This window comes from Cohnella nanjingensis, from assembly GCF_014212125.1.
In the GTDB taxonomy this organism is placed as follows: Bacteria; Bacillota; Bacilli; order Paenibacillales; family Paenibacillaceae; genus Cohnella; species Cohnella nanjingensis.
This window is the reverse complement of record NZ_JACJVP010000011.1, coordinates 156689-172899: the sequence shown is the minus strand read 5'-3', so window position 1 is coordinate 172899 and position 16211 is coordinate 156689. Positions and strand designations below refer to the sequence as shown.

Here is a 16211-nt window from a genome sequence, read left to right as displayed (position 1 = left end):
AAAAGGTCCCTTCTCTGCCGGAAAAAGCAGATCAGGGACCTGTCATGGATGAAGTGGTGCGGTCGAGAGGACTCGAACCTCCACGGTATTGCTACCACTGGAACCTGAATCCAGCGCGTCTGCCAATTCCGCCACGACCGCATGTTTCGTTACGTTCACGCCGTTTTATCGGCGTCAGCGGTTATTAATTTACCACGAAGAGACTTGTGGTGTCAACATGATTTTCTATTTATTTCGGGAAGTAAATTCGACCGTTCGCCGCCCCGCCGGAGCATGCGTTCACGGTTCATACGAGCCTCAGTCGCATGCCGCGTCGCGGGGCGCGATTCCTTCGTTCAGCCCTTACCAAGCCTAGCTTCCAGGCCGGACCAAGCTCCACTTCTGCTCGGGAAGATTCCAGCTTGTTGGCGTTAGAGCGACGATATGCGTACCGGGAATGTTATTGAAGGTGCCCCCGGCATCCTGCAGCTCGACGCTTGGATTCAGCTTGTTGACGATCGTGTAATGACCGGACCCGTCATTCGTAATGCGCCATAGTTGCTCGGGGAGATTCCAACTTGTCGGTGCAAGGGCGACGTTATGCGATCCGGTAACGTTATTAAAGACGCCCCCGACATCCTGCAATGCAACATACGGATGCAATTCGTTAACGATTCGATAATATCCTCCTCCGGCGTCCACGATGCTCCAGATCTGCTCGGGCAGATTCCAGCCAATTGGCGTATCGGCGACGTTCTCCGTACCCGCTATACCGTTATAAGTGCCTCCCGCATTCTGTAAAACCAGGTCCGGGTATAGCTGGTTAACGATTTTGTAACGCCCGGCCAGCGCGCTTCCCGATGTCACCGTCACGTATGAAGTTTTGAAATAAGTTCCATCATCCGCGACAAGGCGAAACTCGTAAGCGCCGCTTGCCGGAAGGTGAGCCGTCGTATTCACGGCATGCGCATCGTCAAAGGTCGCGACGCCGGGTCCGGACAGCTGTTCCCACAATACCGTCAGCACGCCTCCGTCATCGCTCGCATGCGCATCGGAGAAGCTTACGGCAGATCCGGAAACGGACTTGTCCTCTCCCGCATAAGCATCGGGCTCGTGATTGTAAGCGATATTGGCCGTCGCCGTATTGTTCCAAAGCGTCGTTCCCGTCTTGTCGCCCTCTCCCCCGAAAAACTTGACGCCGCTCGCGAGCGTATACTCGTTGTCATGGATCGTAACGTTCGTCGGTTTATTGGGGCTGGTCCAATCGTAGATTTGAATTTCCGAAGGGTCCGTATTCGTATGCGCCCAGTTGTTCCGGATAAACTTGGCGTTTTTGATTTCAATGCCGGAAGAAGCGGTTAACGTCGCTCCGCCTCTCAAAATTTCGATGGCGGGTCCGGCATTGTTGACGAAGACCGAATCCGTGATCGTAACGTTCTGATTGTCGTCTTCGAAGTCGATGCCGCCTTCGTCCGGGTTGCCGGCATGCGGCGTGTTCTTGACGATCACATGGTCCAGCGTAAGGCCGCGCGCATGCGATAAAATAATCGATGAAGTGCCGTACGTCGCGCTCCCCGCGGCATTGTCGAGCAGGATTCTGCTGAAGACCGCGCCCGGCCAGTAGCCTTGGTTGCTAAGACCCGCATAGGAAGTTCCCGGGTCGGACACATCGTGAATATAGGCCCTGTCGATATTGGCACCTACCATCTGGGCTCCCCAGCCTTCGCTATTCGTTATGGATCCGGGACTCGCCATGCCGACCGACCAAAGCGCGTAGCCGACATCGGATTGATAAGTGCCGTAGAGGCCTTTGATATTGATGGCGATACAATCGTCGATCGCGTTCGTGCCTTCATTCCATAAAATAATGCCCATTCCTGCATTGCGGACGGTCAGGCTTTGGACTTGCGCATACATCTCATGCTCCCACCATAGCGCTCTGTCTTCCTTCACGTCGTTACGCTTGATCATCGGCCTGGCGCCGGTTGCGTATGCCCCGACCTTGATCGGCGAAACGGCGGTTCCCGCGCCATGCATGTAAAGCGCCTCGTTCCACGCGTCTCCCCGTTTCAGGAGCACTTGATCACCCGGTTTGAAAACACGGGACGACACTTTCGCCAAAGTCCGCCATGGAGCGGAGGGTGAAGTGCCGCTGTTGCCGTCAGATCCGCCTGAGCTGCTCACATAATAGGTAATCGGGGCATCGCCGGTTCCGATCCGTATCTCGTCGATACTGAAAGCTCCCGACGGGGAGTCGACGATCGGATCGATCCGCAATTGCTTCAGCGTTCCCGTCCATTTGGCATTCGGCGACATATCGATGTAGTAATCGGTATAACCGGAATCGTTTCGGATCAGGCTGAAATCCCGCAGCTTGGAACCTTCGAAAGTGCCTTCCGCATTCGTAGTGAAGTAGATGCGCGCCATGTTGGTGCCGGTATTGTTTTTCATCCGGATGCGGATCACTTTGTTGTTCGTAATGTCGATGCCGAGATTGTCGCCCGACGTCATGAAGGCATTCTTCTGGGTTACGGTGCCGTTCAAGACGCCTCCGCTTGCTCCGAATCCGGTTATTCCGCTCTGGGCTGACCAGCCTTCGGTATTTCCGTCCGCATCGAACGTCCAGGCAATCGCAGTCGAAGCGGCAAGCGCTTTGCCCGGCACGGCCGGAAGAACGGCAAGCATCAAGCAAACCGCCATGCATGCTTTGAACCAGGCCAGAACGCGTATCCGATAACGATTCATTCGAAACACACTCCTTATTCGATGAATGGCAAATCAGGGAAGCTGCAAACTTAGCGCAATCTGGTTTGTCAGCTTCCCTGTCTGTTCGATCAGCCTTGCGCGATCTTCCATGCTTCGTATTGTTTTTTCACTTCGGCCACGACCTTGTCCAGACCCGCCTTGGCCGCCCGATCCTTCGCGCCTTGCAGGTACTTGTCGGTATCCGCTGCCGTTCCGGTCCATAATACCGGCGTAATTTCGTCTACGATGGCTTGAACTTGGCTGATTTCCCGCTTCACCGGTTCCGGATCGAAATTGAAGCCGAGCAGCGGGGAGATCGTCGATTCGTCATTGTCCCGTCTCATTTTGTCGAGTGCCGTTTGGCTGTTCCAGTTCGAAGGCCATTGATCGAACAGCGAACCGATCCACGGATGCCAGACCGCCCACGTCACTTCCGCGTTCGTTTCCACGGTCGGGTTGTCCGTTCCCTGCTCCGATACGACCTTGTAATCCTGCCCTTCGATTCCATAAGCCAACAAGTTGAAAAACTTCTTGTCCGAGTAGATGAGATCCAGCAGCATCATGGCTCTCTCGGGATTTTTCGAGCTTTTGCTGATGGCGGTTCCGACGCTTTGGACGCTGGCCGTGCTCACGATGTTTTTGGCATACAGCGATTCGTAGCACGGAAATCCGTATACCGACGTTGCTTTGGAGCCGTCTTCGGAATAGGCGCCCGGGCTCGGCATGACCGCATATTTCCCGGACTTCCCTTCCAATGTCCAGTCTTTCTTGGTAGCGGCGTCTTTGGCGATGTAACCTTTTTTGTAGAAATCGCTAAGCGTTTTGGCCAGCTCTTTTCCGACCGGATCGTCGAAGATGGTCAGGAATTCGCCGGTTTTCAGATCGTACTGGATGAAATTCGTAATCGAATCTCTTTGCGTATTCAGATCCGACATGCCCGGCGTTGCCAGATTCATGGCCAACAGCGGGGTGATCCCCGGCTCGCCTTTTTTCACCGCTTCCAAAAACGGCTCGATATCCTTCAGCGTATGGGCGTTCTTGTAATCGAAGTTGTATTTGTCTACCAGCTCTTTCTTGAAGGAAAAGGAGGATGTGGAAGCATAGGTCGTCGGATTCGGAATGGCGAACCGCTTGCCTTGGAACGTGACGGCCGGCCAATACTTGCTTTCGATCTTCTCCATTATGTGCGGCCCGTATTGCCGCAGCAGATCATCGAGCGGAACGAAAGCGCCTTTCGCGACATTCAGCGGCAATTTGTTGATCCAGTTCGTCGTAAAAACAAGGTCGTACGGATCTCCCGCCGCCGACATCACCTTCATCTTTTCCTCGTAGGAGCCCCAGTCGATGAATTTGATCGTTAAACTGGCATTGATTTTTTCCTTTACATATTTGTTGACCTCCGACATCACGTTGTCCATGTTTTTCTCCGGCGAGGTCGGCGGCGGCATGTACCAGGTGAGCTCGACGAAATCGATCGGTTGTTTGTTCGGCGCCTGCGAAGCTTCTGCGGCCGCACTGGACTGCGCCGGCGACGCGGAGTCCGAAGCCGCATTGCCCCCTTCCGATTTGCCGCACCCCGACAATGCCATCGCGATCGTGAAAACCGCGACGAAGATCGAGCTCGATGTTTTCCTCATGACGTTCCTCCTATTGGTTGTTTATGTTAACTTGTAACGCTGTCTGTGACGCAATACCTGGGTTAACCCTTGACGGAACCTACCGTCAGACCTTTCACGAAATACTTTTGAAAGAACGGGAACACGAACAGCATGGGGCCGGCGGCGAGAACGCTCATGGCCATGCGCGCCGACAGCGTCGGGATCTCTACTTGGGCCAAATTCAGGTACTTCCGGGCAAACTCCGTATTCAGGAATTCCAGGTTCCGCATGACCCGAATGAGCAGATATTGCAGCGTGTACAAATTTTCCTTGTCGATGAACAGCATGCTGAGCCACCAATCGTTCCAATACTGCAGCACCATGAACAGGCCCACCGTCGCGATGGCCGGCTTGGCAATCGGAAGAATGATTTTGACGAAGATTTTGAATTCGCCGGCGCCGTCGATCTTGGCCGATTCAACTAGGGAATGGGGGATGCTTTGCAAAAATCCTTTCATGAGCAGCACGAACCATGCATTGACCAGATACGGAACGAACAAAGCGAAAATCGTATTTTTCATGCCGAGCCAACGGGAAATGAGAATATAGCTGGGCACGAGTCCGCCATTAAACAACATGGTGAAAAAGACGTAAAAGGAAATCTTGTTTCTGTATTTGTAATCCTTTCTGGTCATCACATAGGCGATCGTAGCCGTAAGCCACAATCCGACCGCCGTGCCGATCAACGTGACGGCAATGGTTACGGCGTACGAGTTGATAAGCTGCTGCGGGTTTTTCAAAATCACTTCATAAGCCATCAACGTGAACCGTTTCGGGATAAAGGAGTAGCCGAAGAGCGCGATATCTTTCTCGTGCATGAGCGATGTGGACACGATCAGCACGAACGGCAGCAGACAGATTAGCGCAAAACCGGCTAAAATCAGGTGAATGACGATATTGTTACGCTTCATGCCGGCACCGCCTTAAAATAACGAATTTTCTGGATTTGCTTTTTTCACGACCCAATTGGAGAGGAGCACGAGCGCGAACCCTACGACAGCTTGGTACAAGCCTGCTGCCGAGGACATCCCGATGTCGCCCATGGATTTGAGCGTTCGATATACGAAGGTATCGATGACGTCCGTGGCCGGATACAGCTGCGTCGAGTCCAAAGTGACGTTATAGAACAGTCCGAAATCGCCGTAAAAGATTTTCCCGACCGCGAGAATCGTCATGATGGTGATCAGCGGCTTAAGCAGCGGAAGCGAAATATGCCAGGCCCGCTGCAGTCGGGTCGCCCCGTCGATCATGGCCGCCTCGTAATACTCGGTATCGGTGCCCAACAACCCCGTATAATAGATGACGGCTCCGTAACCGGCGCTTTTCCATACCGAAACGATGACGAGGATAAAAGGCCAGTAATGGGGGTTGCTGTACCACATGATCGGGTCTTTCCCGAAATGGATAAGCATGCGGTTGATGAATCCGTTCTCCATGTCCAGGAAAGCGAGAACGACGTAAGCCGCCACGACCCACGAAATGAAATAAGGAAAAAACATGGCCGTCTGATACACTTTGACATGCCGTTTCCCGACCTCGAAAATCAGGAGCGCAAACAGCAGGGAGAAGAGGGTGCCGAACAAAATGAACAACGCGTTCATGACCACCGTATTCGTTGTCACTCTGACCAAGGTGTCCGAAGTGAACAAATACTTGAAATTTTGCAAGCCCGCCCACGGGCTTCCGAAAAAGCCTTGCTCGAAGTTGTAATTTTTGAAAGGCAGAATCAATCCGTAAAGCGGGATGTAAGCGAAGACAAAGATAAATACGATTGCGGGCAGTGCAAGAAACGTAAGTTCGAAGTTGCGGATAAAGTCTTTTAATATGGAATTCTTGCGTCTTGAGGCATACAAGCTGTGTCGTCCTTTCTGCGTGTGATGGGGTAGTCGGCCGTCTATCGCCATTATGGATTTCAGTCTGCTCGCGGTAAACTGCAATGTCGGGCGGATGCTTCATAACGGCGCTTTAAAATGACGCTCCGGAGCGCGAATGCCGACTGCGATTTCGGTCGATTCCTCCGTTTTAGGCAAAAAAAAAGAGCAGAACGCCCGATGAGAAAGCATCCTGCTCTGCAAGGAATAAAGCCCTTTTACCTACACGCTTTTCAATTTCTTCTGCAACGTATACTCCTTCGGCGTCGTCCCGAACCGTTTCTTAAACAGGCTGTAAAAGTAGGATTCGTTTTCGATGCCGACTTTGGCGACGATTTCGTACACGCTCAAGTTCGAGCTTTCCAACCAATCCAAAGCTTTGTCGAGGCGCACCGCATGGATGTACTCCGGAATCGAGGTTTGGGCGCCGTCCTTGAAGATCCGGCTCAGCCTCCTCGAAGAGATGTTCAAGGCGGAAGCGATGCCGTCTTGGCAGAGCGCCGGGTCGGCGTATTCGTTCATCACGATGCCTCGGACGGCGTCGATGATCGCCGCGTTTCTCCGCTCCAGCTCTTCATCGCCATCCGTCTCCATCACCGGGCTGACGGCATCGACAAGGAGCGAATGGAATTCGTCGATCGTCTCCAATTCGAGCAGCTTGCGGGAAATGGCGGGAAAATGGAAATGGACCGGTCGAAGCTTCGATTTCATGAGCGCATCGACGGCTTTTTTCAGCGCGTCGGCGAGCCGGATGAGGGAAATCATGATATTGTCGTACTCGAGCTTGGACACTTCCGCGAAAATTCGGCGGAGCGTCTCCCCGAACGCTTCCGGACGACCGGATTTCAGCTGTTTTAACAACCGCTCTTCGAGATCGGCCGGATATCCGGACGCTTCGTTCTCGGTATTCGTTCTGATCCGATTCGGCGATATGACCGACATTCTTCCCAGCACGAAGCGATAGATGGAATCGTTTAAAGCCTCTCCGTATATTTTCGATATTTCCTTGAAGTCGTTCGTCTCTCTGCTGACGGAAGCGGTGACGGAAATTTTATAATACTGGAGGATATAGGCCTGGATTCGCGAGAGCAGGCGTGACATGGCTTCCCCATCGCGAAGCTTGTCCGGCCTAAGGCCGATCGCCAGCGCCACATGATCCTCGCTCATCTCGCAGCCGGCCGCCATATAGGACGCGGAGAGCATCTCGGTCGAAATATTGAGGACGGCAAATTTGATGAGTTCCTGCTGCTTTACGCTATACGTTTGCCCGAATTCGCGGGCGTCGTCGATTTTGAGGACGCAAACGATCAGATCCTGCTCCAGCACCCACTTTAGATGTTTTTCCTTGCCCAGTTCCGCAATCGCGGATTCGTCCATGGCGTGGCTTTCCTGAAACAGCTTCTTTAACAAATAAACCTTCATGAAATGGCGGTACCGGTTCTTCTCTTTATCCAACAAATCCAACTGCTCCGCGGATTGCTTGTAGACCTCGCCCAGATAGACGAATTCATCCCGGAAGGCCGAGACGTCGGCTTTGCGGCTGTTGACGGGGGCAACGCGTTTGATCAAATTGGATACGGGTCGGTAAATGGTGCCGGACAGCGTTAGGGCGATGAACAGCGTCAGCAATAAGAAGGCGAGCGTCACGCCGATCATGGTCGTTTTTAACGAATTCAAATATTTGTATACCTCGGCCCCGGGCTGCAGCTTCAACAGCGTAACGCCCAGACCTTCGACGCGCACATAGGTGACGAGATCATTTTTGCCGCCTACTTCGCTCTCATAGAAGCCTTCCGGCTGATCTTTGTTTCGCAAGAAGCCGTCTCTTATCGCGTTTCGCAAGCTTTCCGGGCTGTTCTCGTCGTTGATAAACCGCTGCTCTTCGTCAAGAATGAAGACGCGGTCTCCTTTTTTCTTGTCGACCATATTAATCGTTTGAATCTGATCCAGAAACCACTCGGACTTGACGTTGACGATCAAGGCGCCGTCCATGGCGTTCGTTCGGTCCGTATCGTACATGAAATAGGTGAAAACATTCTCAAATCGTTTGTCTATGTTTTCGATTTTTCTCGGAATCACCGTCAGCCTGGGAATGGAGGGAGCCGATTCGATCATTCGCTTTAACGATGGATCCTCGAAAAAAAGAGGCCTGCCTATGTATAAGGTTAAATCCCGGTATCTGTTATAGATGCATATCGAATCGACGTAAGGGTTGGAAGATAAGACGGAGCCGGCCAGCCGATTTATTTGCACGGTCAACTCCGCCATATCGTTGAAATCTTCCTTGCGGTACATGATGGACCGGATGTCGTTATTTTGAAACAAATAGGCGCTTAAATTTTTGATCCCGCTGTCCATTTGCGTAATATTGTACTTGACCTGATACAGAAACTGGCTGTCCGACTCGTATTCCTTCTTCTGCAAGATCGCTCTCGCATTCGAATAGACGACCGCCGAGAAGGCGACGATCGTCAGCATGATGGCGACCGAGATCGACAGGAAGATTTGACTGCGGTACTTTCCCGATGCGAACAGCTTCCCCATCTCCGCACCTCCAGCACGGGACTATTGTTCCGGTCATGTCATGCATTCTTATCCCATGAATCGATGCCATGGCGGCGGACGTCCCCGTGCGTTCGCCGCAGGACAACCCGGATCGGATTGTCCTGCGGCGAAGATGAGCTTCACGGCCCCTAGGATTCAGGCTAGCGCACGTTGCTGCGCGGCGTTTGCTCCATTAAATCGCATTCCTGGACGCTCTTCGTTTTGGTATCGATCAGCAGCGACTTGATTTCATAAGCCCCGAGCGCAATCGGGACAACCAGGCCAAGCGTCGGCAGCCTCAACGTAGTCTGACGGGATCGGCCTGTCGGCTCGAAGAGCCGGATCACGAACGCTTCCGATTTTTCGGCTTTTTTGAAAGCCGCGAGCTGCACCGTCTGGTCCTCCAATACCATGGCCGTCTCGGGCATCGTTCCGTCTCCATGGGGGAAGAACGATAGCGCGTAAGGCCGTTCATGGCGGACCAGCGCTTCGCGATCGACGCGGCCGATCCGTTCTTTGGCCGTACCCGCGTTCAGCCAGAAGGTGTAGCGTCGCTCCCCTTGGTCGGTCCTTGGAGAGAACCGGTCCTGCGGCAGGATCGGCCGATCGAGAATCGGATGCGCGCAGTAACCTGGACTGCGGATCAAGGTGGGCCTCATGACGCCGTCTTTGCTGTCGGATCCGTATATGCCGTCGTTAATCAGCGTCACGGCACGGTCATCGGCTTCGGAGATGAGCGCTGTCCATTTCTGTGACACGGCTTCCGTGCCGTCGGTCGGAAGCGGCTGCACGCCGTATGCCGTTTGGCCCAAATAGCGGGTCTCCGCGGCGTTGAAAGCGGCGGGAACCGAAAGCTTGACCATGCGGTCCTTCTCATTCCAGTACAGGCGGATTTGCACCTCGACTTCCGTGCCGCGTTTCGGCAGCTTATACGTCACGCACACAGCCGACTGCCTGTATTCGAGCAGCGCCTCCACCACGGTGCGAACTTCTCCGGCTTCGACGACTCTTACCGAAAGCAGCGTTTGCGACTTCACGCCGGAGAAAGCCGTGCCGGCATCCGGCGACATCAGCGTGAATCGCCCGACGACAGGTTCGAAGCGGTTCGCATCCATTCGCCACGAATCCTCGTTGTCTTCCACCACGAGCGGCAAAAACGCTTCCGGCTTCAGATAAGAAATTCCGTTTACGACGTAGGCATCCATTAGCCCCGTCTCCAGATTAATGGCCACGTCCAGGTCCGGATTTCGGAAACGAAACACGTTCTCTTCCGTCGTCATCCGAGGCTGCGGTTTATGCGCCAGCGTCTGAATGCGGCAGTCGAACCGATTCATCGACGACGGCGCCAGCTCGGCCTCGAATACCACTCTTTTGCGCCAATCCAAGTTCAGGTTGCTGTACTCTTTCTCCGGTTGCGAGGGCAGCCGTTCTCCTTCCCGGTAAACGACCGGTTGGGAGAACTCTTCCTTCCAGTTCTGGTCCGCCAGCATGAATTCGCAGGCAAACACGCCGCGGACGGGATACGGATGCGGATTGTAAACGAGAATCGGATACTCCCCTTCTGCCGCTTTCTCTTGTCCGGAGGCCAATGCGAAGAAGGCCCGCGCTTTCAGCCTCGATGCGGTTTCCAAACCGTGATCCAGCAGCCGGAGCGCCGCTTCCTCGGCGGGTTCGATCGAGGTACCGGGCAGAATGTCGTGGAATTGTCCCGTCAGCAAATCATGGAACGCCTCGCGAAGCTCCGCCTGAGGATAGTCCATCAGCCCTTGCAGGGCGGCGGCCGACGCCATTTTCTCCGTCATGAACAGCTCGTTCTCGAGCTGCCTGTGTTTCTGCTTGACGCGGATCATGGACGTGTAACAACCGACGAAACGCGGGTTTAAATCGCCGGCATGCACAGGGAGGGAGTCAGCCCGGCCGGCTAGCTCGGCAAAATACCGCTCCGGAGTCGAATGGCGGATCTCCACGTCCTGCGCGGATTCGATCAGCTCGCCGATGCGGTCGAGGTCGAGCCTCGACGGACCGCCGCCGTGGTTTCCCACGCCCCACAGCAGCAGTCCCGGATCCTTGTCCGCATGGCTTTCGATCCAGCGTTCGACTTTCTTGTGCGCTTCCCCCAAGAGCGTATTGTAGCCTTCATGGATCTGATGGACCAGCACCTCGGAGCCGTCGAACCCGACCCATACGAAATCTTGCGCCGGCGCTGCCGTCCGACCTTCAGGCCGCATGAAAATATACGAATCGTACCCGGACTTCGCCATGATCTGCACGAGACCGCGCGAATGCCCGAACGAATCGAAATTGATCGCCGTCGTGGGCGCCGCTTCGAACTTCTCCTGAAAATAGCGGCGTCCAAGCAAAATTTGCCTGACGATCGATTCTCCCGAAGGCATGTTGCAATCCGGCTGCAGGTACCAGCCGCCCATCATGTGCCAACGCCCTTGTCTGACCAGCGCTTGAATGCGCCGGAATAAAGCCGGCTCATATTCCTCTATCCAGCGGTACAGGATCGCTTCGTTATGGTTAAACACGAAGCCTTCGTACTCCTCGCAGAAGTCGGCGGCCGCCCGGAAGGTGGAAATCGCGGCTGCCGCGCCTTCCTCCCATTCCCATTGCCATACCGGATCCAGATGCGCATTGCAAAGCAAGTGAAGTTTCCTCATCTCGATCAAATCGCACCTTTCCCATGAATTAGCGGCTGCTCGAATTTGACAGACACCGCGCAACGATTTTCCGGTCGCCGAAAGCGGAATCGACGCCATATACGGTCACTTTCCTCTTCTCGCCGGGAAGCAGATCGAAATATTCGTCCGAAAGCCGTACATGATCGTCCAGATCAAAATGCACCGCATGCGCGAACGTGTCGGTACTCACCGTAAAATGCGCCTCATCTCCTTGCAGCTCTATGGCGGAGACCGTCAGTTTCGCTTCTCCCGTCCGTAAATTGCGGTACGCGTCCGACCTGAGGATGGCCGGCTGGACTGCAACCGACGACCCGATCGGCCTCACCGCATAAACGCCAAGGCGTTCCTCGTGCCCGTCTTTGGAGAAAGCGAACAGCGTGCTCCGCGAAAAAGGAGGCATTTCGAATTGTACGGATTCGGTATGGCCCGGTTTGCCGTCGAAAGGCACGTATCCGGCTTCCGCGCCGAACCGGATCGTTTCGGGCGTTTCATTGATCCCGACGACTTTCACTCGGTCCCCGTTCTGGCGCAAAATCAGCTTTACGGGAGCAAACGCCCGCTTCACGAAATAATAGGATATTTTGCGTTTCAGGTAATAATCGACGATCGACCAGCCTACCTCGCCCCAGCAATCGTTGAACATCCAGAACAGGCCGCCGGAACAGTGCTCTTTAAACCGCAGCGCCTCGAGCGAATAGCCGTACATGAGTCCCTGGCAGAGGCCGGCATACAGCAAGTATTCGTCGATCGTCAAATGCTCGGCATCCGCGTAATGTTTGGCGATGCCCGCGTTTACGGTTTGTTTCTCGTAGAAATTCGTATGATACTGCCAAATTTCCCCGGCCCGATCCGGTGGGACTTCTCCGTGGTAAGCTTCTATCGACGACTTCCGGCATGGCCCGACATAACCGTATTCCGAAATAAACTTGGCATCCGTGCGGTCGTACTCCTCCGGGGTGATCCGAATTTCCATGTCCGGGTTCATCATGCCTTCCCGCCAATGATGCCGGTCCCCCGCGTCGGTGCCGTTCGGATGCTCTCCGCCGTAGGGGGAGCCGTTCCAATACGGAATGTCCGGGCAATTGCGCCGGACGATGCGCGGAGCCAGCTCGTTGTAGCAGTAGCCTCCGGCGAAAAAAGGCGGCTTCTTGCCGTCCTCCGACCAGATCGCCATGGCCCAGTGGTCTTCGTTGTCCCCGCACCACAACGCTAGCGAAGGATGGTTGCGCAGTCGGCGCGTTTGATGCTCCATTTCCATTTCCGCTTCGCGGCGGAACCACGCCAGATGATCGGGGAACAATCCGCATCCGAACATGAAATCGTGCCAAAGCATAATGCCCATTTCATCGCATTTTTCATAGAAAACGTCCGGCTCGTACAGTCCGCCGCCCCATATCCGCAGCATATTGAAATTGGCTTCTTTTGCCTCGCGGACCAACGCCGTATATTTTTCTTCGGAAACCCGGGCATAGATCGAATCGGCGGGAATCCAATTCGCCCCCTTGCAGAAGGTGCGAACCCCGTTGATCTCAATGGCAAACCATCGTTCGCGTTCGTTGATTTTATCCTCGTCGATCCGAATGGTGCGGATGCCGAAACGAAAGCGCGGGTACTCGATACGATCTTGATCCGTCTCGACGGCAACCCGAATCTTGTACAGGTGCGGAGTCCCCATCCCGTTCGGCCACCAAAGCTTCGCTTCGTCGACGATGCCTTCAAAATCGAGGAAGTTGATGCCGGAACGAACGCTCACTTCCCTCTCAAATGCCAGCACGACGCGCTCCCCATCCATCACTTGAAGGGTCACCGCGGCTTCCGTTGTCGACCACGCGCGTAAGCCTTCCAGTTCCACTTCGAAAGCCACTTCCGCCCGGGTGCCGGCTTTTTTCGTCCACGCCCGCACCCCCCGGACCGCCAATCGATGGAAACCGGTCAGCGTCGCATCGCCCATGATGCCGCACGTAGGCACTCTCGGCCCCCAATCCCAGCCGAAAGCGTATTGCGGTTTTCTGGCGAACGTTCTGCGCTCGTCCCCTCTTCCGTACCTATCGCAATCGATGATGTTGTTTCTCAGGAAAGCGACGTCGTTCTCGCTGAAATGCTCTAGCCCCGAAGTGACCCGCACCAGCAAAACGTTGCTTCCTTCCGTCAACAGCTCCTTAACGTTTTTCGTAAAGGGATGGAAGGCGCTGCGATGATGTCCCAAATGCCTTCCATTCAGAAATATATCCGCTTCGGCATCCAGCGACGCGAGCGACAGCTCTACCGCTTCATGTTTCATCAACGCCCCATCCAAGGTAAATTCGTTCTTGAACCACCACGATTTGCGCTCCATCCATTCGCAGTCGAACGAATTCATGCCTTCCAGCGGTTCTTTGATGAGCCCTGCTTTCAGCAGCGGCATATGAATGTCGCAAGGGAGGTCGGCCGGGAGCCAGTCATCGGTTCTACGCAAAACGTCCGGCGCCTTCTCAGGCCCCCAATGCATCTCCTCGTAACGAACGAGCCAATGTCGAATCAACTTGCGTTGCAACATGCTTGGAAATCTCCCTCGATGATGGATTGGTCAACTTGCGCCAAGCGGTCTTCTGATGACGAGGCGCCTCTCAATAGGCAGCCAGAAGGGCGCAAATCTTGAATTGCTTCCCGGTGCTGTTCGGATCGTGCTCCGCCAGAAAAGTGATTTTCACCTTGTGGGTTCCTTTTTTCAACCCGCTCGCGACAAGTTCGCCAGCCGGATAGCCGCCCCATGAAGCCGGATAATGTCCTTCCAGCACGCTTGGAGGCAGATCGTCCACTTGCACTTCTGCACGGCCCATTTGATTGTTGTTTGACTTTTCGTAAACGATGCCGATATGGACCGCATCGATATCAAAAACGATTGATTGACCGGCTTGATCCGCCACCCAGCCGGGCGAGAATCTCATCGTCTTGCCTTTCGTCCAACCGCTGTTGGACACGGGGGCAATGTCGTCTCCGGTCAATAGCGCGGCATGCGCATAACCCTCCGACGTTTTGGGCTCCGGAAGCGCAACGATGGCATCGTCGGCTGTTCCCCGCTTATCTAGATCCGCGTAGATCTTCTCCAGGCGATCCGTAATGAATTTGGCAGCGAGACGATGTCCAGCATCGTTCGGATGTACTTCATCCGCGAACAATTGCTCCCATCCGATGCGCCCGGCCTTAATCTGCGGCCATACGGCATCCTTAAAGCTGATCATCGGCAAGTCGTAATAGGAACCGATCGCGCCGTGCACCCATTGCAGGTTCGTCCCGTCTTGATGCACCATGAACAGCAGCAGGACGCCCGGCTTGTTGTCGGACTGCAGGATTTTTCGGACTAGCCCTTCGTATTGGTTCATTAACTGAGGGCTATCGGAATCGTTGACGGCATAGTCGATTACGACGAAGTCCGGTTTCGCTTGCAGCAGATCGCGATCTACGCGGTGGACGCCGATATACGAATCCGTCGCTCCGATCCCGGCGTTCACCATTTCGATCGGCGTGTCCGGAAATTTGTCCTTCCACCATTGAAACGTCAGACTCGCGTAACGGTTGGCCTCGGCGCTTGCAGCCGCGCCTTCCGTAATCGAACCGCCGATGAAACCGATCGTGACTTTTTCCTTGCGGCGCGCTTTGCGCATCGCCTTGACAATGCGGGCTTCGTCGCCTGCGTTCACGATGGAACGCTTCGACATCGCATCGTTCGTATCCTGGATATCCACTTGCTCACCTTCCGACTGAATTGCCGCATCCGCGGAGCGGGTCTCGTCTTGCCCCTTGCGGTTTTGCGGCTCATGATTTTCCGTGCATCCGGCGATCAGAATGAGGAGCACGGCAAATATGCCGAGTTTGCGCAGGCGTCCGTTCATAGCTTCACGGACGATCCCGCCATGCCTTCGATATAGTATTTGTTGGCATAGACGAATAGGAGAATGAGAGGGACGGAAGCCATCATATAGCCGGCGAATTGGTTCTGGTAGTTGGAACCGACGAGCGTCGTAAACCGAACCAGCAGTCCTGCCGACACGGTCAGCAAGCTCTCGTCCTTGATCGTCACCATCGGCCACAGGATGTCGTTCCAGGTGTTCATGATGGTCATGATCGCGAGCGTGCCCAGGATGGGAATTGACATGGGCAAACACATCAGCCTGTAAATCTTGAATTCGGTGGCTCCGTCCATGCGGGCCGCTTCGAAGATCTCTTCCGGTATGCCCTCGAAAAAACCCCGCAGCAGAAACGTGCCGAAGATCGGTCCCGAGACGATGATCGGCAATATCAATACCGCGTACGTGTCGAATACGCCAAGCCCCTTGTACAGCATAAAAGTAGGGACAAGCGACAGAACGCCCGGGATCATCATCAACGCGATAACGGCCGTATAAATGAATTCCTTCAGCGGGAACTTCATTCTGGCGAAGGTGAATGCCGACAGGGAAGAAATGATCAAATTGCCCGTCGTGCCGACGAAGGCGACGAAAACCGTGTTGACGATATATCGCCACACCATCGGAAAAACCGTCTTATAATTGCCCCATGCAAGAGGCAACGTCGGGTACCATCGGCTGTATTGAAACCCAAGCTCCGATTTGAAGGAGCCCCAAATCGTCATGCCAAGCGGGTACAGCAGCATAAAGAGCAGCCATACGATAACCAGGTGCAGCAGCGTTCTTCTGAGCGTTATTCTCTTCCACGCCGCGCCGCCGATTGCCATTGTTCTCATCATTGCG

At 54.5% G+C, this 16211-nt stretch carries 9 protein-coding genes and 1 tRNA gene; all 10 read right to left on the bottom strand.

From position 1 onward, the window contains the following. Positions 1 to 54 precede the first annotated feature (54 nt). The 10 genes from H7C19_RS08680 to H7C19_RS08635 all read right to left on the bottom strand — a co-directional run bounded on the left by H7C19_RS08680 (position 55) and on the right by H7C19_RS08635 (position 16204). Positions 55 to 141, bottom strand: a tRNA-Leu gene (locus H7C19_RS08680). 210 nt (positions 142 to 351) lie between these two features. Next, positions 352 to 2724, bottom strand: coding sequence for an RICIN domain-containing protein (locus H7C19_RS08675; RefSeq protein ID WP_185142246.1), 2373 nt, complete (start codon positions 2722 to 2724; stop codon positions 352 to 354). A gap of 89 nt (positions 2725 to 2813) precedes the next feature. Then, complete coding sequence (locus H7C19_RS08670) at positions 2814 to 4361, bottom strand: extracellular solute-binding protein (RefSeq protein ID WP_185142245.1); 1548 nt, start codon at positions 4359 to 4361, stop codon at positions 2814 to 2816. A gap of 62 nt (positions 4362 to 4423) precedes the next feature. Then, positions 4424 to 5293 (bottom strand): carbohydrate ABC transporter permease, encoded by an 870-nt coding sequence (locus H7C19_RS08665; RefSeq protein ID WP_185142244.1) that lies wholly within the window; start codon positions 5291 to 5293, stop codon positions 4424 to 4426. A 12-nt stretch (positions 5294 to 5305) separates the two neighbouring features. Beyond that, complete coding sequence (locus H7C19_RS08660; protein ID WP_246469377.1) at positions 5306 to 6235, bottom strand: ABC transporter permease; 930 nt, start codon at positions 6233 to 6235, stop codon at positions 5306 to 5308. Between the two features lie 240 nt (positions 6236 to 6475). Then, positions 6476 to 8797 carry an AraC family transcriptional regulator gene (locus H7C19_RS08655; RefSeq protein ID WP_185142242.1) on the bottom strand — a complete coding sequence of 774 codons (2322 nt, stop codon included), beginning with the start codon at positions 8795 to 8797 and terminating at the stop codon, positions 6476 to 6478. Between the two features lie 161 nt (positions 8798 to 8958). Beyond that, positions 8959 to 11445, bottom strand: a complete 2487-nt coding sequence (locus H7C19_RS08650; protein WP_221469117.1) for a glycoside hydrolase family 38 N-terminal domain-containing protein — start codon at positions 11443 to 11445, stop codon at positions 8959 to 8961. Positions 11446 to 11488: 43 nt separating this feature from the next. Continuing rightward, on the bottom strand, positions 11489 to 14017 hold the full coding sequence (locus tag H7C19_RS08645; RefSeq protein WP_185142240.1) for a beta-mannosidase: 2529 nt from the start codon (positions 14015 to 14017) through the stop codon (positions 11489 to 11491). A gap of 70 nt (positions 14018 to 14087) precedes the next feature. After that, positions 14088 to 15353, bottom strand: a complete 1266-nt coding sequence (locus H7C19_RS08640; RefSeq protein WP_185142239.1) for an SGNH/GDSL hydrolase family protein — start codon at positions 15351 to 15353, stop codon at positions 14088 to 14090. Beyond that, complete coding sequence (locus H7C19_RS08635) at positions 15350 to 16204, bottom strand: carbohydrate ABC transporter permease (RefSeq protein WP_221469116.1); 855 nt, start codon at positions 16202 to 16204, stop codon at positions 15350 to 15352. The genes H7C19_RS08640 and H7C19_RS08635 overlap by 4 nt, the downstream gene beginning before the upstream one ends. Positions 16205 to 16211 lie beyond the last annotated feature (7 nt).

Coding starts and splice junctions, on each gene's coding strand:
- H7C19_RS08675 (WP_185142246.1), bottom strand. CDS start 2,724: ATGAATCGTTATCGGATACGCGTTCTGGCCTGGTTCAAAGCATGCATG.
- H7C19_RS08670 (WP_185142245.1), bottom strand. CDS start 4,361: ATGAGGAAAACATCGAGCTCGATCTTCGTCGCGGTTTTCACGATCGCG.
- H7C19_RS08665 (WP_185142244.1), bottom strand. CDS start 5,293: ATGAAGCGTAACAATATCGTCATTCACCTGATTTTAGCCGGTTTTGCG.
- H7C19_RS08655 (WP_185142242.1), bottom strand. CDS start 8,797: ATGGGGAAGCTGTTCGCATCGGGAAAGTACCGCAGTCAAATCTTCCTG.
- H7C19_RS08645 (WP_185142240.1), bottom strand. CDS start 14,017: ATGTTGCAACGCAAGTTGATTCGACATTGGCTCGTTCGTTACGAGGAG.
- H7C19_RS08640 (WP_185142239.1), bottom strand. CDS start 15,353: ATGAACGGACGCCTGCGCAAACTCGGCATATTTGCCGTGCTCCTCATT.
- H7C19_RS08635 (WP_221469116.1), bottom strand. CDS start 16,204: ATGAGAACAATGGCAATCGGCGGCGCGGCGTGGAAGAGAATAACGCTC.